The organism is Thalassotalea coralli (genome assembly GCF_055786205.1).
Window position 1 is genome coordinate 845,474 of the sequence record NZ_JBVVBK010000001.1, and the last position, 22,033, is coordinate 867,506.

Sequence of the window (22,033 nt, forward strand, 5' to 3'; positions counted from 1 at the left end):
CTTGGCTATGCTTTGCTTGCTGTATTAATCAGCTCTGATGTTTACTGGAGCAAAGGATGATTTAGCTGTTTTATATTTGACTGCGGCGATTTCGCTTGAGTAAATAATAACTGCTGGTTTTCAGGAATCACCGTCATAGTTGAGCTAGAAGCTAACGCTTGTTTAGGTAACTTTATCAAGTTTTTGCTTTCACCCGTGCGTAAATCATACTTTGCTAACACGTTATAGCGACTAAATTTTTTGCGAAAGTATATGCTGTTATCCAAATACGCCCAAGAATACACTGCGCTAAAGTCGTTACTATCAATAAGCTTTTGAGGCTCTGATTCAGTTAAGGCGTTATTCTCTAGAGTCATTTGCCATAGTCCTTTCGCGACACCTGCAAAAATCATCGTGTTTGCAGACGTCATTACACCAAAGCGTGCGCTGTTTGAGGTAAGTCGCGTGCTGTTACCTGATTCTATGTCAATTAGGTGTAAATCAGTATATTCGCTTTCATAAATAGCCGAAATGATGCCGCTATCATCCCAAGACCATGTAGGCCTGTTATGCTTTTTATGTGGGCTAGGCACAATACTAACTTGGCGAGAATTTAAATCGTAAATGTAAATGCGTTCGCTTTCTGGTTCATTAGCTACAGGGGCCAAAAAGGCAATTTTTTCACCATCGTGCGACCATCTCGGATATCTAACACCTAACTCCAATGAGGTGAGTTTTTCTCGAGATTGGCCATCAGCAGTCATTAACCAAATTTCGTAATAACCTGATTCATTAGAGACGTAAACAAACTTGTTTTGCTTGGCTGAATAATGAGGAGAGTGGTGGCTAAATTCAGATTCGAGTACCGGGAAGGGAGAAGATAACCCTTGCTCATCTAGCGGCAGAGCAGAAATAAAATAGCGCTCGTTTCTTTGCTGAAAAAACAGCTCTCTTGTTTGAGTAACAAAAGCTGGATAACTAAAGCCAGATATGTTCAAAGGCGTTATTTTCTTTGATTCAATGTCAACGATAAAGCCTTCGCGAGTATCAGATCGTTGTGAGGCAAAAATGAGTTTTTCACCGTCAGGGTGCCAAGTGAAACCGACAATATCTTCTTCGTTATCAGTTAAACGTGTCTCTTCCCTTGTGTTTAGGTTGACCAAGAAAATATCTTCTTTAAAGCGATTGAAGCGACGTGATACAGCGACATATTTTCCGTCAGGTGAAAAAGCGACATCTCGTTCTTTATAACCACAACGGTGGGCACAAGAAAAGCGCACTGGTTGTGCAGTTTCAGACGTTAAGTCGAAAAAATAGATACCGCTATTATCGGCGGGTTCTCGAAAGCCGTGAAAAGCTAAGGTTTTATTATCAGGTGATATATCTAAGTAGTAATAGCCACCTTTGGTAGGGCAGTCAATGACAGCACGCTGTTGTTGGGTTTGAACATTCAATTGAATAATTTGGCAGTAGCCTTTGGCTTTGTTTTTTTGTGAGTAGTACAAATACACACCATCTTTGCTCCATACGGAATGACCGACAGAGTCGTCGCCAAAAGTTAGCTGCTTGGGGGGTAAAGACGGTTGTTGTCTGTCTGTCACAAATAAATGGTTTTTATCGTGCCCATCATTCCATTTGTATGCGATAAACTGACCATTTGGCGAAGGAGCAGCAAACAACTCGCTACCGGGAAGTTTAGTTATTGGTGTTATCGTTTGTGGTTGGTAGACCGGGTTATTAGGTTTTGCCATAAAATAAACCGTAATAACGCCAATGAACAACAGTAATAAAATATTAACAGGCCGGCGATGACTGGGCTTTTCGAATTTATCTTGGGGTGTTTCTTCTGTCGGTTCAAGTGTTGCTTGTTCGAATTGAGGCGCTATTTTTAGTCTGTATCCAACCTTGCGAATTGTTTCGATAAACTCTTGGTCTTCATCGCTTTGTTTAAAGAGTTGCCTCAAATGCCAAACCGCATTGGTTAAGGCTTTTTCGCCGACGTATTGGTTGCCTTGCCATACATGTTCTATTAACTCTTCTCGTGGAATTATTCTTGGGTAGTTGTCAGCCAAGTAAGTTAACAATTCAACAAACTTGGGTTGGATCGTTTGTTTTTCACCAGTTGAATACTCTATAGCATTCTCCATCGGAATTATTTTGTGTGAACCTATTCGGTATGAAGGCTGTTCTTTCATTGTATGGGAAATATTTAGTTATTTTTCTTTAGTTGACCGCTTGGTCTTTTTTACGTTGATAATAGCTATCTACATGCCTTGATACAATGCCATATTCTCGTGTTTTCTGCTAGATACAATTTGCTATCAACATGAGATTATTTAAAACTATAATTCGAATTGTACTTTATAAGTTATTGAATTTTATTGCTTAATATAAATAGATGTTAAATAGATGTAGAAAAGACTCCCAAACGATTGTTGTTCTGCAATCGATTTTATAAAAACAAAGGGCAGGTAACAAAAACGAGAAAACGCCTGTATTCGAACAGTAACTGTAAGTCACCCAGTCTGACTTTTAAATAAAAGTAAACAATCGTTGCTGTTTTGACACTGCTTAAATCATAAGGGAAACAACATGAGAAAATCTTTGCTTACATTGTCGATTCAATCGGCTGTGTTGAGCGCGAGTTTAACTGCTACCCCAATAGCATATGCCGAACAAGACTTGGCAGAGGTAGAAAAAAAGTCGCTTTCAACAACAGAAGCCAACACATCATCTGAGCAAGCTCAGGCAAAAAAAGATAAAACAGAGAAAATTACTGTTACAGGTTCGCGCTTACGCCGAGACAGTTTTAGTGTAGCTACACCATTAGCAACAATGACACAAGATGCTATTGAAGATACAGGACTTGGCTCTTTATCCGAAATTCTTGTTGATGAGTTACCACAAATATCAGAAGGCAGCAGTAACTCTAACTCACAATCTAGTGTTCAAAATACTGGCTTATCGACGATAGATCTTCGCGAGTTGGGTACCAACCGTACCTTAACGTTAATCGACGGCCGTCGAGTTGTTTCTAATAGTTATAGCGGTAATTACGTCAGTTTAAGTACAATCCCTTCTGGTATGGTTAAGCGTGTTGAAGTGATCACTGGTGGTGCTTCTGCTGCTTATGGATCAGACGCGGTTGCTGGTGTGGTAAATATTATCACGCAACAGGATAAAGAAGGCGCATCAATAAAAGTACGCGGTGGTACCACTCACGATGGTGGTGGTGATGAATACACTTTTGACCTTGATTATGGTAGTGAATTTAACCAAGGCAAAGGCTATTTCTTTTTCTCAGGAAGTTACGAAGAACAAAAAGGTCTGTCGTTTTGGGATAGAAAACGCGCGCAACAACAAGACGCATGGACTTACGATGACGAGCAAATGTGTAACATGATGCTCACAGAGAATAACTTTCAATGTATGCGCGATATCACGCAAGCAGATTGGCGCAGTTTAAGTGATTCAATACCAGGAGGCGTTTTTGACGAAAGTAGCAGCTATCGCCCTGATTCTGGTTTTTGGTATGACGAAAATGGACTAAGAAATGATTGGCATGAAGAACGTTACGGTATCAACACTAATCAATTTGTGATGCTAAAAGTACCTGATAAGGCAACGACTGCAGCTTTCAAAGTCGATTATGAATTAAACGATGATTTAGAAGCTTACTTCCAAGTTCAGTACTCTTCAAACAAGTCGGTGAATGATAAAGCACCAGAAAGTGAAGACGAGTGTGATTCTGTCTTAACGCATAACCCAGCAACTGGTGAGTTTGGTGAAACGTGTATCGGTAGAATTCCAAAAGATAACCCTTACGTGCCTACTGAAATTTACGAACAAGCGAGCAGCAAGGGGATCAAGTGGGATAGAAACTTTGCTGAAGTTGGCAATATTGTTACAGATAACGAACGTACCACAGTTCGTTCTTGGGCAGGTATCCGAGGCACCGCTTTTGACGGTGAATGGGATTGGGATTTATCCGTAGGCTACGGTAAATTTGAACAGAAGCAACTTAGACTAAACGAGATAAATGTCATTAAAGCCGCATACGCATTAGATGCTGAATATGCTGCTGATGGCGTGACTATTCAATGTGCTGACGCCCAAGCGCGTGCCGATGGTTGTGTGCCGTTAAATTTATTTGGCGAAGGCTCTATTACCCCTGAAGCTGCAGACTATATTCGTGCAAACCCAAGCATTACCACTAACATTGAGCAAACGACTGTACTCGGTTATATCGCGGGCGATTTATTTGAAATGCCTGCGGGTCCTGTAGCAACAGCATTTGGTTTTGAATATCGCAAAGATGAGCAAAGCGTTGAAGCGGGCGGTGGCGCAAAAGAAGGTGGTATTTCTTTTAACTATGTTCCTACTTTTTCAGGCGATGTAAGCGTTTATGAAGCCTTTGCAGAAGCTGCATTTCCATTACTTGTTAACGAAGAATATGCAAAAAGCTTAACGGCTGAAGTATCTGCCCGTGTTGCTGACTACAGCTGGTCCGGTACTGGTCTTGTTGAAAGTTACCGCACTAGCTTACTTTGGGAACCAACAGACGGTTACTTGATCAGAGCTAACTGGGCTAGGGCACAGCGTGCGCCTACTATCACTGAGCTAATGTCGCCACCTAGAGGTGATTACGATAGTTTCGATGATATTTGTGATGGCGTTACAGCGACTTCAGATGGCGCTGGTCATGATAACTGTCGACTAGAACCAACTATTGCTGATGCTATTGCGTTAGAAGGTGAGTTCAACGATGAAAACAATGGTTATTCACCTAATGTTGGTAACGAAAACTTACATGAAGAAACCGCCGATACGTACACCTTTGGTATTACTATCGCACCTGAATTTTTAGACGGTTTTAGAATGGCTGTCGACTTTTACGACATTCAAATTTCTGATGCAATTTCGCAATTTAGTAATGAAGACATTATCGAGTTTTGTTATGACTCTTCGCTTGATTACGGCCCTGACAACCCTTTCTGTAACGATATCTCACGTAATAGTGAAGGTAGCATTAAAGAAATAATGCAACGCTCTTATAACGTTGACGAAATTCGCACTAAAGGCTACGACGTTGCTATGGAGTATCGTTACGATCTTGAAGATTACGGTCGCTTAAAGCTTAAAGCAGACTTTACTCATGTAATCGAATACTCACAAACGGCACAATCGCCTGACGGCCCTTATACTACTTATTACGAAGGTGTGTTAGCTAATGACATCTTTGAAGATAAAGCTTCTGCGTCTCTTACTTGGTATAAAGATGCATGGCGTATTCGCTGGAGTACTAAATTCCGCTCAAGCGTCATGGCGAGTCAATCTCGTTACGAAGATTGGCAGGACGATATGGCAGCTAATGCTGAACGTTGTTTAGAAGGTAGTGACGAATGTATTACTAACCCAGAGCCATTAGCTTTTAATGACTTAGGTTCTTACACCAAGCATGACCTATCTGTTAATTACAAAATGGATATTAGCGAAACAACTGAGTTAAAGCTATTTGGTGGTGTTAAGAATATCTTCGATAACAATGGCCCATTCATTATTGGTGGTAAAGGAAATTATGACAGCCAGTATGGTGGAGGCATGGGACGATTCTTCTTCGCTGGCGCAGAAGTATCGTTTTAATTAACTCGACTATCGAGAAATTATCTCTCTGGACTTTGATTTATCTACAAGGACGTAGCCTTGTGCAATAAGGACTTTGCAGCAAAAATGCTTCACATGGACGTGAATTTTTTACAGGATATTTAACTAAGATGCGCAAAAAACTTTACTGTTTATCCGTGGCTGTTGTCGCGACCATATTCAACTCCTCTGTTATATCTGCCACATCATGGCCACTAAAAGTTTCAGACGGTCCATATATAAGTAAAAACAACGACAATTTAGAAGTAAAGTGCATCGTTAACAACGAAGTTATACTCCAAGAGTTGGTGTCTGAGTCACAAAAGAAAAGGACCGTTTCTTGTCATCAAGATGTTGAATTACATAGTGTGGCATTTGATGAACAGTCAGTATTAAACTTTACAACAGATGAACCAATCGCAGCGACAAGTGATTTTCACGGTCAATATGATTTGATGTTCAGCTTGTTAAAGGTAAGCGGTGTAATCGATGACAAGGGCCAATGGTCGTTTGGTCAAGGGCACTTTGTTATTACCGGTGATATTTTTGATCGCGGTGATAAGGTCACTGAGATTCTATGGTTTCTTTATGAATTAGAGAAACAAGCAGAACAGGCGGGAGGAAAACTTCACTTATTGCTTGGCAACCATGAAGTCATGGTTCTCAATGGTGATTTAAGGTATTTACACCCTAAATATAAGCAAGTCGAGCAAATATTTGAGCAGCCTTTTGATGCGCTGTTTAAGGATGGAACTGTATTAGGGGAATGGCTTCGCAGCAAGCCCGTACTGGTAAAAATAAATAATATGTTATTCGCTCATGGTGGCTTTCATCCTGAATTTGCCAATAAAAAAGTGACTTTAAAAACCATTAATTCGGTATTTAAAGAGCATTTAGTTGAAAATGAATTGGCCAAATCTAGAGAAGGGTTTGCCAAGTTTTTACATAAAAGTGGTGGGCCAATATGGTATCGCGGATACTTTAAAGATGAAGGCGCAACAAGTAATGAAATAGATTTGTTGTTAAAACATTTTGATATTGACCACTTAGTGGTTGGGCATACCTCACAAAAAGAGGTGCTGACTAAGCACCAAGGAAGAGTTATCGCAATAGACTCAAGTATTAAGAAAGGAAAGTATGGAGAGCTACTCATTGTTGACGAAAAAGGTAAGTGGCGGGTAACTCTAAGCGGTGAGCGTATACCGCTAAAAAATTAGCGTCAAAGCGACTATTTAATAACAGTGTGGGTTGCTATACTTTGCTCATGTTTGAAGTAAATGAACAAATGCCATGCTGTTAAAAATAATAGGGATATTTTTTGTTGGCTTAGCTGCACTAGGGGCTGTCCTTCCTTTACTGCCTACGACACCATTTTTACTGGTCGCTGCTGCGTGCTTTGCAAAGTCGTCACCGCGCTTATATAACATGCTATTACAAAATAAAGTATTTGGCCCTTTAATATATCATTGGCAAGCAACTCGAAGCATTCCTAAAAAAGGTAAAATTTGCGCGCTCGTTTCTATTGCGTTAGCCGCGAGTTGGTCTGCTTACGTCATGGAAGCACTTTGGTTAAAGGTACTTGTTGTGGCTTTGGTGGCAGGTCCTTTTATCTTTATTGCTCGATTACCGGTATCGGACGGAAACTATCGAGTGCCGGAATTGACAGCCGATGAAAAGTCGCATGATAAAAACGTATAATACCAATTTAATGTAAATGGTTTAAGAATATGATTTATAGGCAAAGAGTTTAGACGCTACGCTATCCAAACTCTTTAATTGCAAGTTATTGTTATGCAAGTGCTTTATTTACTAATTCACCTAAATGTTTGGGTAAAGTGAATGTTAACGCTATTTCATGCCCACGTTCAGACATTTTCTTCCACGTTTTCTGTACTATGCTAATCACTTTCTCGTCACTATGCTTGGCTGCAAACGGCTCAAAGTAATAACGAAGAAAAACTAAACAAGCAACATCCTCTAAAGTTTGGCTGTCACTGTTTCGCTTTAAGCTGGTCTTTTTAATAATAGCGCTGGTTTGGTCAGCCTCTTCTTCGCTAAAACCATGGCTCGCCATAATTTCAGCGGTTAGCTCAGCATGAAATATGCCTAAAGCTTTACGCCAATCTAAATAACCTTTTTTACCCTCTGGGTATTCGCTTCTGGCGATATGCCACCTTTTTATATGCTGAGCGTGTACGGCAATTTTTAAGTAATCGTTTGCATCAGGCCAATACTGATTCAAACAAGCAGTCATACGTTCACTATACAGATACTCATTAGCGAATGTTTGGTTGTTTATTTCGGTAGTATTTGGGTCTTGTTTGTTTATTTCATCAATAGCCTGGATGACTTGGTTAAACTGACTACTCGTCATGATTGTACTCAACATAAATAATTTAATAGAGACTATGTTAGTTTGCGCTATTTTTAGGTCAAGCTTTACGTCTTAAAAAATTAAGCTATTTTCTATACATTGATGGTAACTTTGGCTTGTTGTTGGTGTGGGTTTTGCGTATAATGCTCTCCCGTCTTGTTGAGGCGGCATGTCTTTATTCTTTTCGTGCCTAACTCAATACACAAACGCAAATTTTTCTAATTTTCCTGACTCTGGGTAACGCATGACAACTAGATATATTTTCGTAACAGGTGGCGTTGTATCGTCTCTTGGTAAAGGTATTGCAGCAGCATCATTAGCAGCAATTCTTGAAGCTCGTGGCTTAAAGGTCACAATGCTTAAACTCGATCCATACATTAACGTTGACCCAGGGACGATGAGCCCTATCCAACACGGTGAAGTATTCGTTACTGAAGATGGCGCAGAAACTGACTTAGATTTAGGTCACTACGAGCGCTTCATTCGCACCAAAATGACCAAACGTAATAACTTTACTCAAGGTCGTATTTACCAAGATATCTTAGCGCGTGAGCGTAAAGGTGAGTTCTTAGGTGCAACGATTCAGGTTATTCCACACATTACCAATGATATTAAACGCCGTGTCATTGAAGGCGCAGAAGGTGCTGATATCGCCATGGTTGAGATTGGTGGCACGGTCGGTGACATCGAGTCGCAACCATTCTTAGAAGCGATTCGTCAATTAGGTACTGAATTAGGTCGTGACCGTGCTATGTATATGCACTTAACACTTGTACCTTACTTGGCTGCTTCAGGTGAAATCAAAACGAAACCAACGCAACACTCAGTAAAAGAGTTACGTTCAATCGGTATTTTCCCTGACTTACTTGTATGTCGCAGTGAAGATACTATTCCTAACAATGAACGTGGAAAAATTGCATTATTCTGTAACGTGGAAGAACGTGCAGTAATTTCTATGCGCGACGTTGATTCTATTTATAAAATTCCAGCATTGTTAAAAGAGCAAGGTGCTGACGAACTAGTTGCTAAGCGCTTTGGTTTAGATCTTCCGGAAGCTGATTTATCAGAGTGGGAACAAGTGCTTTACCAAGAAGCGAACTCAATTAGTGAAGTCACAATTGGTATGGTTGGTAAATACATTGAATTACCAGATGCATACAAGTCAGTTAACGAAGCACTTAAGCATGCTGGCCTTAAAAACCAGTTAAAAGTTAAAATTCAGTATGTAGATTCACAAGATGTTGAATCAAAAGGCACTGGCATTTTAGAAAACTTAGACGCAATCTTAGTACCAGGTGGCTTTGGTGAGCGTGGTGTTGAAGGTAAAATTTTAGCGGCACAATATGCTCGTGAAAACAAAGTACCATATTTAGGTATCTGTTTAGGTATGCAAGTGGCATTAATTGAGTTTGCCAGAAATGTTGCCGGTTTAGAGGATGCACACAGTACTGAATTCAACCCAGAAACACCTCATCCAGTCGTAGGTTTAATTAACGAATGGTTAGATGAAGCAGGTCAAGTAGAGTACCGCGACGAAGATTCTGACTTAGGCGGCACTATGCGTTTAGGTTCACAATTGTGTCACCTTGTGAAAGGTACCAAGACGTGTGACGTATATGGCAGTGAAACAATTTATGAAAGACACCGCCACCGTTATGAGGTAAATAATAACTACCGCGAGCAAATCAGCAAAGCTGGTTTAGTATTCTCCGGTTTATCTACCGATAAAACTTTGGTTGAAGTGATTGAAAATCCAGATCATCCTTGGTTTATTGCTGGGCAGTTCCATCCTGAGTTTAATTCAACTCCACGAGATGGTCACCCGTTGTTCGAAGGTTTTGTTGCAGCAGCATATGAGCACAGCAAGCCAGAGTCGAACGACTAAAAATTGATAAACCGCAGCCTAGTCGCTGCGGTTTTGTGTTTTAAATACTTGCATTAACGCAAGCTAAATAAAGTAGCAATTGTTCATTCGCTCAAATGAACAAGTTCAGAGGAAAAAAAATGGCGAACATTAGCAAAGTAATTGCCCGTGAAGTAATGGACTCACGTGGTAATCCAACTGTAGAAGCTGACGTATTTCTTGAATCAGGTGCATGGGGCCGTGCTTGTGCTCCTTCTGGTGCATCAACAGGTTCTCGTGAAGCGTTAGAATTACGTGACGGTGACAAAGCACGTTACTTAGGTAAAGGTGTTTTGAATGCTGTCGCTGCAGTAAACAACGACATAGCAGCAGCGTTAGTGGGCAAAGATGCGCTTGACCAAGCAGCGATTGACCAAACGATGATTGACCTCGACGGCACTGAAAATAAAGAAAAATTTGGTGCTAACGCTATTCTTGCTGTTTCTCTTGCAAACGCAAAAGCCGCTGCGATGGAAAAGAAAGTTCAGTTATTCGAACACATTGCAGACATTAACGGCACGCCAGGCCAGTACTCTTTACCACTTCCTATGATGAACATCTTAAACGGTGGTGAGCATGCTGATAACAACGTTGATATTCAAGAATTCATGGTTCAGCCAGTTGGCGCACCAAGCTTTAAAGAAGCACTTCGTATGGGTGCTGAAATCTTCCACGCATTGAAAAAAGTACTTTCTGCAAAAGGCATGAATACTGCTGTTGGTGACGAAGGTGGTTTTGCGCCTAACTTAGAGTCTAATGCTGATGCGTTAGCTGTCATTAAAGAAGCAACTGAAGCTGCTGGTTACGAGTTAGGTAAAGACGTAACTCTAGCGTTAGATTGTGCAGCATCTGAGTTCTACAACAAAGAAGAAGGCATTTACGACTTATCTGGCGAAGGTAAGAAATATTCATCAAACGAATTTTCTGACTTCTTAGCTGAGTTATGTGCGCAGTACCCAATCGTGTCAATTGAAGATGGCTTAGATGAGTCAGACTGGGATGGCTTCAAATACCAAACTGACCTTATCGGCGATAAAGTACAAATCGTAGGTGACGACTTATTCGTTACTAATACGAAAATTTTAGCACGCGGTATCGAGCAAGGCATTGGTAACTCAATTCTAATTAAGTTTAACCAAATCGGTTCTTTAACTGAAACGTTAGCAGCAATTCGCATGGCGAAAGAAGCTGGCTTTACTGCAGTTATCTCTCACCGCTCTGGTGAAACAGAAGACGCTACAATTGCTGACTTAGCGGTGGGTACTGCTGCTGGTCAAATTAAGACAGGTTCTTTATGTCGTTCTGACCGTGTAGCTAAGTATAACCAGTTGTTACGCATTGAAGAGTACTTAGGTGACAAAGCTATTTTCAATGGATTATCAGAAGTTAAAGGCCAATAGATTTTAGATAATGGTCTTTTGAAGCTATTTCATCGTCAAAAGTGCTCATTGACATTAGTCAACTGCGCGCTTTTTCCTTGAACTAGCGTCAAAATCCTCATTATTAATAGACTCTATAAGGTTGAAAAAGCCACTCATTGTAGTGGCTTTTTTATTTGCGATTCGTTGTTACCGCAATAGTAGAAAGTTGTTTTTATAAACTGCCTTTAGCGTTAAATAGTTGGATAAAAATAGGTGTAGATGCTCTAACTAGCTCATAAATTTATACTTTTTTAATATTATATTCCAAAATTGTTGGGACACGTTTGTTGGTTTTTGGTAAAGTGTTCAACAAATAATAAAAATAAATAATTAAAAAATGATACATACCAAATGGAATTGGGCTTTTCTCGCCATACTTTTATTGCCTGCCTGTAATAGTACGATTAAAAAATCAGAAATCTTACCGTTAACTAACGAAAGGGTCACAAGCCAACCTTCAAAGGAAGAGCTTTCTTTAATAAAAAAGTCTGACAAATTACATCGCAAGTTGATAAATCAAGGTAGGGTTATTAGAAACCCCGAAAACGCTCATATTCTAGAATCATTAACGTCACTGGTTCGCCCTGAGTTTGAACACTCTTTAATTTCAATTAATGTTTACTTACTTAGAGACGCAAGTGTCAATGCGTTCGCATTACCAAACGGAAATATATACCTCAACGCTGGCTTGATTGCTGCGTTAGACAATGTAGACCAACTCGCTTTTATTTTAGGTCACGAAATTGCTCACGTTATCAAACGTGACGGTTTGCTGTCGTTAGTTGATAGAAAAAATACCATTGTAACTTCTCATGTATTAGATCTTGTAACCTTTGGCACAGGGCTAGTGTATTTCGCTGCTATCTCAGAGCTATCCTCTTTTAGCCGACATCAAGAAAATCAGGCAGATATGTACGGGTTCGAGCTGGCTAGCAAAGCTGGATTCAATTTTGAGCACTTTTCCGCAAGTTTTGAACTTCTTGATATGATGCGTGCTAAATCAGTGGGTTATTCTGTTTGGAGTTCTCATCCAACAGCAGAAGCTCGCGCAAAAAATATAAGTCAGAAAACTCATTTCTCTAAAAACAGAACTTTTGTTAAACAGAGCCAAGAAAGTATAGCTATTCAAGAACAGCAATTTCTCGCTTTAAAAGAAGAAATGCTGAGCATATCAATAGAAGCACTGTTACGTACCAAGCAATATGAACTGGCACATAGACTCAGCGACAAGGCGATTATTCAATTCCCTGATTCATATAGTCTTCACTACTATGTTGGAGAGTCTAGCAGAAGAAAAGCCGTTGAGCCTCAAGCGCATCTTAAAGAGTATGCATGGTTATACGATAAAAAAAATGACGGCAAATTAACAGCTGAACTTAGAGCCAAAAGAGAGGAGTTCTTGTCTACTGCTCAGCGTTCATATGAACAGGCTTTGTCTTTGAACTCTAATTATTCACTCGCTATTCGAGGCCAAGGACTTTTGGCTATTGAACAGGGCAACAAAGAATTAGCAAAAGAGAAATTAACTTCTTACCTACAGTCTTCAAATTTAACTGACAGACAATACATAGAATCACTATTAATAAGGCTTTGATAAAACACAGCCTAAAACTACAAAAACAATATTAAAGAGGGAAATATGAAATTAATCATTCGTTTATGGATCGTTGCATCTGTGATTTTAGTGAGCGCTTGTTCTAATACAACAGTTAGACACCACCAAGATTTTGAATCTGCTGCTAAAAAGGTTGAGACTATCGTAGTCGTTCCTGCAGATGTAGAAATCGAGTTGATAGCCTTTGATGGTGAAAATGAGATCTTAGAAGAGAAGTCTTTACAGATTAAAAAGAACATTACTGATGTGGCTACAAGAAAACTCAAGGCTGAAAACTTGAAAGTAATTGACTTTGATTTTGAACAAGCGATAGCTCAAGATGAAACATTTGCTTATGCAATTACGCAAACCAAAGAGGCGTGGGAAACAGCAAAAAGTGAGATGTATCAAAAAGCTGCTATTCCTGAAAAACAAAAGTCTCGCTTCCAGAGTAGCTTGGGAAGTGTCTTGAATCAAATTCAGGAAAAAACCGGTGCAGACGCTGTGCTTCTTATGCATATGTCGGGTTTTGAAAAATCAAGCGGTATGGTAGCTAAAGATGTTGCCGCCAGTGTCTTGGTCGGCGTGCTGACTATGGGGGCTGTAGTACCAGTTCAAGCGATGGAAGGTGCATTCATTGATGTTGCCATTGTTGAAACGACTACAGGTAAAGTTATTTGGGCAAATAGGCATCATGCAGGTGCTGTTAGCCATGTAATCGCGAACAATGTATTTCAAGGACTTCCTGACTTACAGTGGAAATCAGAAATAAAGACAGTAGAACAAGATGCTATTTCAAGTGAAGACTCAGAAATAGTTGAGGCTGAAGCCTCCGCAACTCCTAGCGCTCCAAGTAATAAATAATGATATAGCTGTGCGATAAAAAAACGCCGCTATTTATTTTGCGGCGTTTTTTTATATTGACGTTATGCCATTTGCTCATTTGATGAAATCAAATGTACATCGCGTTGTGGGAATGGAATTTCAATATTGGCTTTCTGTAGTGCTAAATAAATCGCTTTGTTGGCTTTATATTTTGATTCATACAAGCTCTCAGTAGGCGTCCAAATTCTAAGGCCGATATTGATTGAACTATCGGCGAATTCATCGATACCAATCTGTGGTTCCCTTGCTTCACTCACAATACCAAGATCTTGAATAACGTCTTCTAGCAAGCTTATCGTTTTTAGAGGATCCTCTTTATAAGCAATGCCTACTGTTAACTCTAAAAGAGAGTCATGTTTAGAGTTGTGTAGTACCTCACCAACAATATGCTTGTTTGGAATGGTTATAGATACGTTATCTTCATCAGTGATAATGGTGTAAGCAAGAAGCACTTCTTTTACTACGCCAGTTACGCCTTGCACCGTAATGGTATCGCCGACAACAAAAGGGCGGATCATAATAATATTAAAACCAGCCGCGTAATTGGCTAACAACCCTTGCAAGGCTAAACCTGCCCCAAGTGAAACCGCACCTATGGTAGCGATAAACGGAGTAACACTAATTCCCAGTTTACCTAAAGCCACTATGGTAATTAACACCACAATAATCATTTTAGCGGTGTTAGATAAAAACTGGCTTAAGGTAATATCAAGGTTATGTTTTTCACATACTTTAAGAACTAACGAGGCGATTTTACCTGCAATGATGTAGCCAATAACAAAGATAATAATGGCGCCAATTAGCTGGAAAGTGTAATTGGTAAAAAATTCGACAGTAATTTGATAAGCCTGACCAATCAAGTCAATTTCATCTTTAAGGAGCAGGGTGGGGTCTAGGCTAGTAGATTGTTCAGTATTACTTGGTGTAGCGGTAGCATCTTGGTTCATGAGGTACCTATCGTCTGTTATTGTTAATAGTCATAGTGTAAAACAAATAAGGGGGATATGTTAACAGGCTATTTTGTTGAAACTATTAAACTTTTGAGTAAACGTTTATCTTTCGTCTGCAATATAATATGCTTAAAGTACGAGCAGTGGCAGTAGTAAAAATAATCGTTCATGACAGAGCAAACTTCTTTTTGGCAGGAAGAAAAAGCGCATTCAGGTGAGTTTGCGGAGCTTTGTTGTGCTTTGTACGAAAGAGAGCTTTCTCATCTTGTTCAAGCTAAAACTAGCTCTGCACAGGCCATTCAAGGGCGGATCAAGAGTTTGCCTTATTATATAAAGCGCACAGCCAATTCAATGTTGCAAGCGAATACACCATTAGACTTAGATATTCAAAATGCTACATGGTCATCGAAACAAAGTGCAAGCATGCCTTTGTCTGGTCAAGATATTGACGAAGTAAATACGTGGTATGCTAAAACCCCTTTATCAAATGGCTTGGTTATTCCACTGGCGGTAAATACACATATCGTATTAGATTCTATCGATAGAGTTGATATCGAAAATAATAGATTTCGTACAAATATTTACGGTTGGTTTTCGCTAGGAAATGAGGCCGGTAATAGTAAAGCAAGGTTATTAAAACCAAATAAACGAGTAATGACAGCAGCTTGTACTGGTCACACTTGGATCAACAATCATAAAACTAATCCAACAATCCCTACGTTACGTGAGCTATTGTTGTCATGTGCTATTAATTGGCGCAATTTCAAACAGCCTGCCTTAATAAATCGCGATTAATACGGCTTCTAGGTTTACACTTAGGATCACGCACTTATAATAGTTGCTAACGATTAATTTACCGATATTTTCAATGCGCGTTATTTCCGGCTTGTTGCTGGTGTTTCTTGTACTTTTGCAATACCGCTTGTGGTTTGGCAAAAACAGTGTTCCTGATTATCTTGCCTTGCAAGAGGATATCGCTCGCCAAGAAAACACAAACGATAAGTTAAGGCAAAGAAACAAGCTTTTATATGCTGACACCGATGATTTAAAGTCAGGTGTTGAAGCGATAGAAGAACGTGCAAGAAATGAGTTGGGAATGATTAAAAAAGACGAAACTTTTTTTAGAATTGTACCTAACAAAAATAAAAAGAACGAAGGTTAACTTAGGTTAATGTCACACAACGACTGTAAAATCGCTGCGGTAGTGCCAGCTGCTGGAGTAGGTAAACGCATGCAAAGCGATTGTCCCAAACAATACTTACCTCTATTAGGCGAGGCGATCATAGTTCATACCGTCAATGTATTGCTCGCAAACCCTGCAATTTCAAAAGTGATTATCGCGATTAGCCCAGAAGATGAATATTTTTCTGATACAAAGCTTTTGGACAACGAGCGTGTTGCCGTTGTTTCTGGCGGAAAAGAGCGAGTTCACTCTGTTTTAAATGGTATTGAGCTAATCGACAGTAAAGCTGTGCCTTGGGTGCTAGTTCATGATGCTGCTAGGCCTTGTTTGACACAAGAAGACTTAAATACGTTGATCGACCAGTGTCTTAGTGCTAATCAAGGGGGGATTTTAGCGGCTCCCGTTAGAGACACCATGAAACGAGGGTTTCAAGGGGATAAGGTTAGCCAGATAAAAGAAACGGTAGATCGAGAAGAGTTATGGCATGCATTGACTCCACAGCTTTTCCCTACGCTAGAACTAAAAAATGCGATTAAATCCGCGCTGGAGAGCGACTTCTTGGTGACAGACGAAGCGTCTGCTATGGAGTTCGTTGGCTTACCGGTCCAGCTTATTTCTGCAAGAGCAGATAATATAAAAGTAACTCAACCCGCTGACTTAGCGATGGCTGAGTTTATTCTTCGACAAATAAAGGAGTCATCATGCGAATAGGGCATGGTTACGATGTACACAAATTTGGTGGTGAAGGCCCGATTGTATTAGGTGGCGTAAAAATACCATATGAGCAAGGGTTCCTGGCACACTCTGATGGCGATGTTGCAATTCACGCTTTATGTGACGCTATTTTAGGAGCGTTATGCCTTGCAGATATTGGCAATCATTTTCCTGATACTGACGGCGCATATGAAAATATTGATAGCAGAATATTATTAAGACATGTGGTCGGTTTGATGAATGACAAAGGCTACTGTTTAGGAAATGCTGATATAACTATTGCTGCTCAAGCACCTAAAATGGCGCCGCACTTACTCGCGATGCGCTCTTGTTTGTCAGAAGACTTATCGTGTGATATCGATCAAATAAACGTAAAGGCAACGACAACTGAAAAGCTTGGCTTTGTTGGTGAGAAAAAAGGGATAGCAGTACACGCAGTAGTGTTATTACAAAAAATTTAGATGACAGAATTAGCTTATTTACATAACAAACCTGCGGTAAAAGGGAATATTCGTAGCTCTGAAGAAGACTTTAAAGTCTTCGAGATTTTACCTTTTGAGCCAACTGGTGAAGGCGAGCACCTTTTCATACACATTAGAAAAACGGGTTGTAATACTGCTTATGTTGCTCGTCAGCTGGCGCAGTTTTTTCAAATTAAAGATATGTTGGTCAGTTATGCTGGCATGAAAGACAGGTTTGCGGTTACTGAGCAATGGTTTAGTGCGCACCTGCCTGGGCAGGAAGCTAGCTTAGAAGGCTTTGAATGTGAAGGTGTAGAGATACTTCAACATACACGTCACAACAAAAAACTAAAAATTGGTGCGCTTTCAGGAAATAGATTTGAATTAGTTATTCGAGATGTGTCGAACTTAGACGAGCTTGAAAACCGTTGGCAAGCAATTGTAACCTCAGGAGTTCCTAATTATTTTGGTGAACAACGTTTTGGTATTGAAGGTAACAACTTAGTCAAAGCCGAACAGATGTTTGCTGGAAAGCGAGTTAAAGATAAGAAAAAGCGCAGCATGTACTTGTCGGCTGCGCGTTCCCATATTTTTAATCAGGTAATCGATGCGAGAATCAAGCAAAACAAGTTTTCCACCGTAGAACTTGGCGACATGATGATGTTGTCAGGTAGCCAATCTGTATTTTCCCCTGATGACGACTTGGTTGCTGCGCAGCAGCGCCTTGAAGAAAAAGACATCGACATTACTGCACCTATGTGGGGCAAAGGAGAAGTAAAAACTCAAGGTGCAGTGGCAGAGCTGGAAAACAGTATTGCCACTCAATCAGAGGCTTTTTGCCTTGGGCTTGTTAAGTTTGGTTTAAAGCAAGAACGCCGTAAAATTAGATTAAATTTGAACAACCCAGCGTTAGAGTTGTCTTTAGATGCATCTATCGCCACAATAGCGTTTGATTTACCGGCGGGGTGTTTTGCAACATCGGTATTACGTGAGCTTGTGGATTATCAAGATTTAACCGTTCGTCAGGTGCAGGAGCGTTAAACAAAATGAAAATATTATTGAGCAATGATGATGGAGTGCATGCTCAAGGCATAAAAGCTTTATATGATGAGCTCGTTAAAATTGCGGATGTTGAGGTTGTAGCGCCAGATAGAAACTGCAGTGGTGCAAGTAACTCTCTTACCCTGTTAAACCCTTTGCGTGCCCAGCAATTAGAAAATGGTTTTTATTCAGTTAACGGTACGCCAACCGACTCCGTACATCTTGGCATTAGTCAGTTAGTTAAACCGCTGCCTGATTTAGTTGTCGCCGGTATTAATCACGGGGCTAATCTTGGTGATGATACTTTGTATTCTGGCACGGTTGCAGCTGCTACTGAAGGACGTCATATGGGCATGCCTGCCGTAGCCGTTTCGCTTGTTGGCAAAGAGCAAAAGCACTTTAAAACTGCCGCTGTAGTTACAGCACAATTTATTCAACGCTTGCAACAACATCCTTTACCTGCCGACCAAATTATTAATATCAATGTACCTGATTTACCGCTCGATGAGCTAAAAGGTATTCAAGTAACAAGGTTAGGGCATCGTCATAAAGCCGAAACTATGCAAGCAAGTAAAGATCCGTGGAATAGAGATATCTATTGGTATGGTGCTTTAGGAGAAGAACTCGACGCAGGTGAAGGTACAGATTTTTTTGCCGTGGCGTCAGGATATGCGTCAATTACACCGCTTACAGTAGATATGACGGCTTACAACAGCATGGACAAAATCACTGAGTGGATTAGCGATTTTAATTTAAGAGAAGAGTAGTATGACAGTCAGAGTAGGACACAGAGTAGGTGGTAAATCTACACGTAGTGGTGAATTGCTGGCGCAGAAATTACATAATGAAGGGATTACCAACCCTCAGGTATTGCAAGCAATTGCTCGTAGTCCAAGACATATATTTGTACCAGAAATCTTAGCACACAAAGCTTATGACAATACCGCATTGCCAATAGGTCAAGGGCAAACCATTTCACAGCCGTATATCGTGGCAAAAATGTCGGAGTTGTTGCTTGCTGACGGCGTTCCCAGCAGTATTTTAGAGATTGGTACAGGTTCAGGCTATCAAACTTCTATATTGGCGCAGTTAACACAAAAAGTATTTTCTGTTGAGCGTATAAAGTCGTTGCAATTTCAAGCTAAACGCAAATTGCAATCGATTGATTTGCACAACGTTTCTATGAAGCACGGCGACGGTTGGAAAGGGTGGAACAGTAAAGGACCATTTGAAGCTATCATAGTAACGGCTGCACCTAGTCGCGTGCCAGAAGCTTTACTTGAGCAACTCGCTGACGGTGGACGCTTAGTTGTTCCTGTTGGCGAACAAACACAAATTTTAAAGCTAATTCGTCGAAATGGTGACGAGTTTATCGAACAACAAATCGAAGCTGTTCGCTTTGTGCCTCTCGTACCTGGAGCGATTTCGTGAAGATATTTACATCACTTTATGATTGGACTTTAAAGTGGGCTAAACATAAGTTTGCGCCTGCAATACTAGCGGCATTAACATTTGCTGAATCTGTTTTTTTTCCTATCCCACCTGATGTTTTACTTGCACCTATGGTATTGGCGGAGCGCCGTAAAGCATGGTTTTACGCGAGTTTGACCACTATTGCTTCCGTTGTAGGCGGTGTTGCTGGTTACGCATTAGGTTATTACATGTTTGAGCCTTGGATACAGCCACTGATAACTGAGTGGGGCAAGCAAGAAACCTTTGACTTAGCGGTTAATTGGTTTAAAGAATGGGGCGTTTGGGTCGTTTTTATTGCTGGCTTTTCTCCTATTCCTTATAAAATCTTTACCGTTAGTGCCGGTTTCTTACAAATGGCTTTTTTACCGTTTCTCATTGCATCAGCTATTGGTCGAGGCATGCGCTTTTTCTTAGTTGCTGGGTTAATTTATTTAGGCGGTGAAAAAATGGAACATAAACTCAGACAGTGGGTTGATGTTCTAGGTTGGGCGTTAGTTGCTATTATCGTTGTTCTATATTTTATGCTTAGGTAATACCTGTCGATGAGCCTAAAAGGACCTTATACTCATTACTTTATTGTTTGCGTTTTGCTGCTGGTTTCTGCGTGTTCTTCTAATAATGCGCCTGCACCTGTGGTTGATGCCTCTGCTTCAGTTCCACTGAGTAAACAAGTTAGAAATAGCTTAAAGGGGACGAAATATACAGTGAAAAAGGGAGAAACATTGTATTCAATATCCTGGCGAGCGGGCTTGGATGTACGTACGCTAGCAAATTTGAATGGAATAACTGCACCCTACAAAATTTACCCAGGACAAAAATTATTTTTAACTAAAAAATCGCTGAACGCGAGTAAAAATAAACCCTCTAACAATCAGAGTAAAAACACTAAGCCAAAAGTTGTAAAAAAACCTGTTGCATCAACAAAAAAGCAGGAGTATGGTGGAAATGTAAGAGGGCAAAAAACAACCAAAAAGTCTTCTACACAACAGGCCACATTTTCGCAAAAAGTTAAGCGTTGGTTATGGCCTGCTAGTGGTAAGCTTATCGCTAAGTTTTCTACTAAAAAACAAGGTAATAAGGGAATAGACATCGCAGGTAAGCGAAACGACCCGGTCAAAGCAGCAGCTGACGGCAAGGTGGTATATGCCGGAGATGTGTTAAGAGGCTATGGGCAGTTAATTATTGTTAAACACAATGATGATTATTTAACAGCTTATGCGCACAATGAACGCATTTTGGTCAAGGAACAGCAAACTGTAAAAGCAGGGCAAGTTATCGCTAAAATGGGTAGCACAGATGCTGAAAGAGTCATGCTTCATTTTGAAGTTCGCTTTCGTGGCAAACCTGTAAACCCTCTGAAGTATCTGCCGAGAAGATAATAACAAACATAAAAACAACTGGAGTTAACGTGAAAATTTAATTTAGTCAATTCAGCTTAGCTAATGATGGGAGATATAGCATGAGCATAGAAAAAGAATTAAAAGACGTAGTTATCGATGATGTAGCTGATAACACAAAAGACTCGGAAGTCTTTGATAAGTTACAAGAGGAAGTTCCAGCCAACTTAGACGCAACACAGCTTTACTTGGGAGAAATAGGGTTCTCGCCATTGTTAACAGCTGAAGAAGAAGTCTACTTTTCTCGCCTTGCCTTAAAAGGTGACGAAGCCGCACGCAAGCGTATGATTGAAAGTAATCTACGTCTAGTCGTTAAAATTGCACGAAGATATAACAACAGAGGCCTACCACTTCTAGATTTGATTGAAGAAGGTAACCTAGGCTTGATCCGTGCTGTTGAAAAGTTTGATCCTGAACGAGGATTTAGATTTTCTACGTATGCAACGTGGTGGATTCGCCAAACTATCGAACGTGCGATTATGAATCAAACACGCACTATTCGTTTGCCAATACATGTGGTGAAAGAGCTTAACACTTATTTGCGTACAGCAAGAGAGTTGGTGCAACGTTTAGACCATGAGCCAACTGCTGAAGATATCGCAAAAGAGCTTGATGTTCCTGTCGCTGATGTTTCGAAAATGTTGAGACTGAACGAGCGTATCGCCTCTGTGGATACTCCATTTGGAACCGAATCAGACAAAGTGTTATTGGACGTTATCCCAGATGAAAAATCACAAGGGCCAGAAGGCAACCTACAAAGTGATGATATTAAAAATAGTATTGTTCACTGGTTGAATGAATTAAATTCAAAACAACGTGAAGTATTAGCTCGCCGTTTCGGTTTACTAGGCTATGAAGCTGCTACTTTAGAAGACGTTGGCGTTGAAATTGGCCTTACTCGTGAAAGAGTACGTCAAATTCAGGTAGAAGCCTTGAAGCGTTTACGTGATATTTTAAGTGCTCAAGACTTGTCGATAGAGGCGCTTTTCCAAGCGTAAACTCATAGACTAAACAA

The 22,033-nt window shown here is 40.3% G+C and carries 20 protein-coding genes; 17 read left to right on the plus strand and 3 right to left on the minus strand.

Going from position 1 to position 22,033, the window contains the following annotated elements:
* Positions 1 to 41: 41 nt before the first annotated feature.
* Complete coding sequence (locus ACOB80_RS03805; RefSeq protein ID WP_473164474.1) at positions 42 to 2,126, minus strand: winged helix-turn-helix domain-containing protein; 2,085 nt, start codon at positions 2,124 to 2,126, stop codon at positions 42 to 44.
* Positions 2,127 to 2,571: 445 nt separating this feature from the next.
* On the opposite strand from ACOB80_RS03805, the gene ACOB80_RS03810 reads away from it, so the two are divergent.
* From ACOB80_RS03810 to ACOB80_RS03820, 3 genes are all read left to right on the plus strand, one after another.
* Positions 2,572 to 5,622 (plus strand): TonB-dependent receptor domain-containing protein, encoded by a 3,051-nt coding sequence (locus ACOB80_RS03810; RefSeq protein ID WP_473164475.1) that lies wholly within the window; start codon positions 2,572 to 2,574, stop codon positions 5,620 to 5,622.
* 131 nt (positions 5,623 to 5,753) lie between these two features.
* Entirely contained in the window at positions 5,754 to 6,839 is a 1,086-nt protein-coding gene (locus ACOB80_RS03815; RefSeq protein ID WP_473164476.1) for a metallophosphoesterase, read from the plus strand.
* A 73-nt stretch (positions 6,840 to 6,912) separates the two neighbouring features.
* Positions 6,913 to 7,320 carry a YbaN family protein gene (locus tag ACOB80_RS03820; RefSeq protein ID WP_473164477.1) on the plus strand — a complete coding sequence of 136 codons (408 nt, stop codon included), beginning with the start codon at positions 6,913 to 6,915 and terminating at the stop codon, positions 7,318 to 7,320.
* 91 nt (positions 7,321 to 7,411) lie between these two features.
* On the opposite strand, the gene ACOB80_RS03825 is transcribed toward ACOB80_RS03820, so the two are convergent.
* Positions 7,412 to 7,996 carry a DUF4202 domain-containing protein gene (locus ACOB80_RS03825; protein ID WP_473164478.1) on the minus strand — a complete coding sequence of 195 codons (585 nt, stop codon included), beginning with the start codon at positions 7,994 to 7,996 and terminating at the stop codon, positions 7,412 to 7,414.
* A gap of 244 nt (positions 7,997 to 8,240) precedes the next feature.
* On the opposite strand from ACOB80_RS03825, the gene pyrG reads away from it, so the two are divergent.
* From pyrG to ACOB80_RS03845, 4 genes are all read left to right on the plus strand, one after another.
* Positions 8,241 to 9,881, plus strand: a complete 1,641-nt coding sequence (gene pyrG, locus ACOB80_RS03830; protein ID WP_473164479.1) for a CTP synthase — start codon at positions 8,241 to 8,243, stop codon at positions 9,879 to 9,881.
* Positions 9,882 to 10,000: 119 nt separating this feature from the next.
* Entirely contained in the window at positions 10,001 to 11,299 is a 1,299-nt protein-coding gene (gene eno, locus ACOB80_RS03835; RefSeq protein WP_473164480.1) for a phosphopyruvate hydratase, read from the plus strand.
* 358 nt (positions 11,300 to 11,657) lie between these two features.
* Positions 11,658 to 12,914 (plus strand): M48 family metalloprotease, encoded by a 1,257-nt coding sequence (locus ACOB80_RS03840; protein ID WP_473164481.1) that lies wholly within the window; start codon positions 11,658 to 11,660, stop codon positions 12,912 to 12,914.
* A 45-nt stretch (positions 12,915 to 12,959) separates the two neighbouring features.
* Positions 12,960 to 13,778 carry a hypothetical protein gene (locus tag ACOB80_RS03845; RefSeq protein ID WP_473164482.1) on the plus strand — a complete coding sequence of 273 codons (819 nt, stop codon included), beginning with the start codon at positions 12,960 to 12,962 and terminating at the stop codon, positions 13,776 to 13,778.
* 62 nt (positions 13,779 to 13,840) lie between these two features.
* Here ACOB80_RS03845 and ACOB80_RS03850 read toward each other — a convergent pair whose 3' ends face one another.
* Complete coding sequence (locus ACOB80_RS03850; RefSeq protein WP_473164483.1) at positions 13,841 to 14,746, minus strand: mechanosensitive ion channel family protein; 906 nt, start codon at positions 14,744 to 14,746, stop codon at positions 13,841 to 13,843.
* Positions 14,747 to 14,917: 171 nt separating this feature from the next.
* Between ACOB80_RS03850 and ACOB80_RS03855 the strand changes: the two genes are divergently transcribed.
* The 10 genes from ACOB80_RS03855 to rpoS all read left to right on the plus strand — a co-directional run bounded on the left by ACOB80_RS03855 (position 14,918) and on the right by rpoS (position 22,016).
* Positions 14,918 to 15,544 carry a hypothetical protein gene (locus ACOB80_RS03855; protein WP_473164484.1) on the plus strand — a complete coding sequence of 209 codons (627 nt, stop codon included), beginning with the start codon at positions 14,918 to 14,920 and terminating at the stop codon, positions 15,542 to 15,544.
* Between the two features lie 73 nt (positions 15,545 to 15,617).
* Positions 15,618 to 15,911: a cell division protein FtsB gene (gene ftsB, locus ACOB80_RS03860; RefSeq protein WP_473164485.1), complete on the plus strand. Its 294-nt coding sequence runs from the start codon at positions 15,618 to 15,620 to the stop codon at positions 15,909 to 15,911.
* A gap of 9 nt (positions 15,912 to 15,920) precedes the next feature.
* Positions 15,921 to 16,643: a 2-C-methyl-D-erythritol 4-phosphate cytidylyltransferase gene (ispD, locus tag ACOB80_RS03865; RefSeq protein WP_473164486.1), complete on the plus strand. Its 723-nt coding sequence runs from the start codon at positions 15,921 to 15,923 to the stop codon at positions 16,641 to 16,643.
* Positions 16,634 to 17,107: a 2-C-methyl-D-erythritol 2,4-cyclodiphosphate synthase gene (gene ispF / locus ACOB80_RS03870; protein ID WP_473164487.1), complete on the plus strand. Its 474-nt coding sequence runs from the start codon at positions 16,634 to 16,636 to the stop codon at positions 17,105 to 17,107. The genes ispD and ispF overlap by 10 nt, the downstream gene beginning before the upstream one ends.
* Complete coding sequence (truD, locus tag ACOB80_RS03875) at positions 17,108 to 18,148, plus strand: tRNA pseudouridine(13) synthase TruD (protein WP_473164488.1); 1,041 nt, start codon at positions 17,108 to 17,110, stop codon at positions 18,146 to 18,148.
* 5 nt (positions 18,149 to 18,153) lie between these two features.
* A complete protein-coding gene (gene surE, locus ACOB80_RS03880; protein WP_473164489.1) occupies positions 18,154 to 18,915 on the plus strand; it encodes a 5'/3'-nucleotidase SurE in 762 nt (253 codons plus the stop codon).
* A gap of 1 nt (position 18,916) precedes the next feature.
* Positions 18,917 to 19,579: a protein-L-isoaspartate(D-aspartate) O-methyltransferase gene (locus ACOB80_RS03885; protein WP_473164490.1), complete on the plus strand. Its 663-nt coding sequence runs from the start codon at positions 18,917 to 18,919 to the stop codon at positions 19,577 to 19,579.
* A complete protein-coding gene (locus ACOB80_RS03890; RefSeq protein WP_473164491.1) occupies positions 19,576 to 20,154 on the plus strand; it encodes a YqaA family protein in 579 nt (192 codons plus the stop codon). The genes ACOB80_RS03885 and ACOB80_RS03890 overlap by 4 nt, the downstream gene beginning before the upstream one ends.
* 9 nt (positions 20,155 to 20,163) lie before the next feature.
* Positions 20,164 to 21,000, plus strand: coding sequence for a peptidoglycan DD-metalloendopeptidase family protein (locus tag ACOB80_RS03895; RefSeq protein ID WP_473164492.1), 837 nt, complete (start codon positions 20,164 to 20,166; stop codon positions 20,998 to 21,000).
* An 80-nt stretch (positions 21,001 to 21,080) separates the two neighbouring features.
* Positions 21,081 to 22,016 (plus strand): RNA polymerase sigma factor RpoS, encoded by a 936-nt coding sequence (rpoS, locus tag ACOB80_RS03900; protein WP_473164493.1) that lies wholly within the window; start codon positions 21,081 to 21,083, stop codon positions 22,014 to 22,016.
* The last annotated feature ends 17 nt before the right edge of the window (positions 22,017 to 22,033 follow it).

Excerpts from the sequence above, each read along its gene's own strand:
- surE (WP_473164489.1), top strand. The coding sequence starts at position 18,154 with ATGAAAATATTATTGAGCAATGATGATGGAGTGCATGCTCAAGGCATA.
- ACOB80_RS03840 (WP_473164481.1), top strand. The coding sequence starts at position 11,658 with ATGATACATACCAAATGGAATTGGGCTTTTCTCGCCATACTTTTATTG.
- ispF (WP_473164487.1), top strand. The coding sequence starts at position 16,634 with ATGCGAATAGGGCATGGTTACGATGTACACAAATTTGGTGGTGAAGGC.
- ACOB80_RS03825 (WP_473164478.1), bottom strand. The coding sequence starts at position 7,996 with ATGACGAGTAGTCAGTTTAACCAAGTCATCCAGGCTATTGATGAAATA.
- ACOB80_RS03805 (WP_473164474.1), bottom strand. The coding sequence starts at position 2,126 with ATGGAGAATGCTATAGAGTATTCAACTGGTGAAAAACAAACGATCCAA.
- truD (WP_473164488.1), top strand. The coding sequence starts at position 17,108 with ATGACAGAATTAGCTTATTTACATAACAAACCTGCGGTAAAAGGGAAT.
- ispD (WP_473164486.1), top strand. The coding sequence starts at position 15,921 with ATGTCACACAACGACTGTAAAATCGCTGCGGTAGTGCCAGCTGCTGGA.
- ACOB80_RS03820 (WP_473164477.1), top strand. The coding sequence starts at position 6,913 with ATGCTGTTAAAAATAATAGGGATATTTTTTGTTGGCTTAGCTGCACTA.
- ACOB80_RS03815 (WP_473164476.1), top strand. The coding sequence starts at position 5,754 with ATGCGCAAAAAACTTTACTGTTTATCCGTGGCTGTTGTCGCGACCATA.
- ftsB (WP_473164485.1), top strand. The coding sequence starts at position 15,618 with ATGCGCGTTATTTCCGGCTTGTTGCTGGTGTTTCTTGTACTTTTGCAA.
- ACOB80_RS03810 (WP_473164475.1), top strand. The coding sequence starts at position 2,572 with ATGAGAAAATCTTTGCTTACATTGTCGATTCAATCGGCTGTGTTGAGC.
- ACOB80_RS03885 (WP_473164490.1), top strand. The coding sequence starts at position 18,917 with ATGACAGTCAGAGTAGGACACAGAGTAGGTGGTAAATCTACACGTAGT.
- ACOB80_RS03845 (WP_473164482.1), top strand. The coding sequence starts at position 12,960 with ATGAAATTAATCATTCGTTTATGGATCGTTGCATCTGTGATTTTAGTG.
- pyrG (WP_473164479.1), top strand. The coding sequence starts at position 8,241 with ATGACAACTAGATATATTTTCGTAACAGGTGGCGTTGTATCGTCTCTT.
- eno (WP_473164480.1), top strand. The coding sequence starts at position 10,001 with ATGGCGAACATTAGCAAAGTAATTGCCCGTGAAGTAATGGACTCACGT.
- ACOB80_RS03855 (WP_473164484.1), top strand. The coding sequence starts at position 14,918 with ATGACAGAGCAAACTTCTTTTTGGCAGGAAGAAAAAGCGCATTCAGGT.
- ACOB80_RS03850 (WP_473164483.1), bottom strand. The coding sequence starts at position 14,746 with ATGAACCAAGATGCTACCGCTACACCAAGTAATACTGAACAATCTACT.
- ACOB80_RS03895 (WP_473164492.1), top strand. The coding sequence starts at position 20,164 with ATGAGCCTAAAAGGACCTTATACTCATTACTTTATTGTTTGCGTTTTG.
- rpoS (WP_473164493.1), top strand. The coding sequence starts at position 21,081 with ATGAGCATAGAAAAAGAATTAAAAGACGTAGTTATCGATGATGTAGCT.